This is a genomic window from Phytoactinopolyspora endophytica (assembly GCF_004138495.1).
Taxonomy (GTDB): Bacteria; Actinomycetota; Actinomycetes; order Jiangellales; family Jiangellaceae; genus Phytoactinopolyspora; species Phytoactinopolyspora endophytica.
This window is the reverse complement of record NZ_ML142853.1, coordinates 494,396-496,701: the sequence shown is the minus strand read 5'-3', so window position 1 is coordinate 496,701 and position 2,306 is coordinate 494,396. Positions and strand designations below refer to the sequence as shown.

3 protein-coding genes are annotated in these 2,306 nt (G+C 58.8%); all 3 read left to right on the top strand.

Annotated elements, in window-relative coordinates:
- Positions 1–334 (top strand): hypothetical protein (locus ELR45_RS37735; protein WP_205856515.1); only part of this gene is annotated, 334 nt, incomplete at its 5' end.
- A 203-nt stretch (positions 335–537) separates the two neighbouring features.
- Positions 538–861, top strand: coding sequence for a hypothetical protein (locus ELR45_RS13035; RefSeq protein WP_129666523.1), 324 nt, complete (start codon positions 538–540; stop codon positions 859–861).
- Positions 862–1,170: 309 nt separating this feature from the next.
- On the top strand, positions 1,171–1,692 hold the full coding sequence (locus ELR45_RS13030) for a hypothetical protein (RefSeq protein ID WP_129666521.1): 522 nt from the start codon (positions 1,171–1,173) through the stop codon (positions 1,690–1,692).
- Positions 1,693–2,306: the final 614 nt, after the last annotated feature.

Sequence of the window (2,306 nt, the reverse complement as noted above, 5' to 3'; positions counted from 1 at the left end):
GCGGCGTTGGATACGAAGCGACGCCGCAAAGATGGGAGCGCTCACTGGACGTGAGATCGGATCCGCCGCAGACGATATCCTCCAGGGAGCGACCTTTCACAGACAGTCGAAGGCCACTCAGTACCTGAAGCAAGGAGGGTTCGGTCAAGCCAACCTAGACTTCGACGCTATGGCACCGGGCGTGACGGTCGTCGATCGCGGCGGCGGTCTTAGGACTGCCACGCTCAGCAACGGCTCGAAGATCAATGTCCGTCCGTTCAGTTCTAGCAAATACGCGACGCTAGAGATCGACACACCCGGTAACCCATTGCTGAAGATTAGGTACGACTGGTGATCCAACAAGTTACCGGCCACGCGGAACTCCGCCAGGCTCATGGCCTGCGGCGTCGGATTACGCACGGCCAGACGGACCTGTCGTCCGATTGGCTGGCCGAAACGGATGCGAAGGTCCTTGCCCAGGAGAGCGGCCGCCACCTTGAGTCCGACGAGGCACTCGCGTTGGCCGACGCGTGTGCAAGCGCTGGGATCAGTCAACTTGTGGCGATCGTGAACGACCCCTTGGTCGTAGACGACATCGCCTACCTGGTTGATACAACTGCAGACGATCTCACACAAGCCTCGCGCGAGTTGACTGGCATGAACTTCGTACTCGCGGACGAGGCAGGAACCCGCTGCCTGCTGTTCACGACAGACGACTTCAAGCTGATCGCAGGACCGCTCCCGTTCGTCACCCGGTTTGCGGGCGACCTGATCGGCGCGAGGGACGACTTCCTTGCCTTCGCAGCGGACCAATTAGCTGATCACCGCGCGATTCTTGAGGAGGCGGCTTCATACATGGATTGGGTTGGAGGCGACCGATGAGTTCGTTTCCTTACAAGGAGCTGATGTTTCGAGATCACCGCAAGGTCGGAGATCGAGGCATTTCACGAATCACGGCATGCGAGGTACGCCGGTAGAGTCCGGTAAGGGTCTCAAGTATCCAATCCCCCACGGCACACCCGAACTTGATCCGCGTGTGGCGAGTATCCGGATCATGGATCCCGTGACATCAGGAAAGTATCAATATCCCAAGGGCTACGCTGTGTACATGAACAAGTCTGATCAGGCCGTCGACCCCTTGACCGGGCAGACTATTGCTCCGTCGCATCCGTTCTGGCACATTCACCTGCCATGATCACAATCGAAGACTTACTCGCGTTATCGCCGGAGCTGCGGGCCTTTGGTGCCAGGCCAGAGATGGATCCGTTGACCGAGGAAGACGCCTTGCAGGAGGCACAACTCCTTGACGTGCGGTTTGATGCACTGAGGTCTACAGTCGGGCTGCTGTTCGAACTGCGACTGGCGCTGCAGTTGCGAGAAGGCAACACCGGAGTCCTAGTCGCCCATGGAGTGCGCGATCTGTCGTGGACAGCGGGCAGCCGCTCAACGAAGCTGACCGCGTGGACCGTCGGTGGATCAACACCTCAGAATAGAAATAACATGTTCGGGCTCAAATTCGGGATGTGGCCGGAGCCCGGGGCGCAACTCAGGCTCGTTGCCCAACGTGCGGCGTTCTTCACCGGTGATGTGCCACATCTGGCTGACGCGCCGCCCAACTACGTCGAGGACGATGATTCGACTATCCGCGCCGGGCTGGCGAACTGGCGTTCGAAGTTCGTCCCTATCCACGCGGTTTTCCTAGACCCTCCCTAGCCGCCAAGACGCGGGAGGTGCCGTTCGGAGGGTGTACGGCGACAATTGCGGCTAGTTCCTGCATGGGAGTCGGGGGATGTGACGTACGTGATCGTGAGATGAAGCAGGGCTCCAAAATCCTCACCAAGGAAGGTTAAGTCCAAATCAGAGGAGAATGCCGCAGCTTGCTGGAGTTGAGCCTACTTGCGAGTTGTTCGTGGTGCGCGAACATTCTCGGTCGAGCGTGATACGGAGTCAGGCATATTCGAAGCCACCCCTATGAAGAATGAAGGATTGAAGGAAGGACTACCGTATCTAGTGGATGGGGCGACCAGGGCGCAAGGCCTGACTGGGAAGTGAGTCGAACAAATCACACGTGTCGCGATCAGGTGAGCATTGCATATCGCAGCACCCCTGAACATCGCTATTCGGCTCGATTAGACAAGGAGCACCAGGCGTAGCGATTAACATCACGCTCGAGGTTCCTCCATTGGTTTGACGCGGCGTCCATCAATTCGCCAAACACGCGGCGGTTCTCGTGGAAGGTCGAATCGGTGTTTGAGGGCGGGTATGACGGAGGGGGATGCGGGTGGCGGAGGTTAGGCGCGTGAGGCGGGAGGATCCAGCGTATCGGC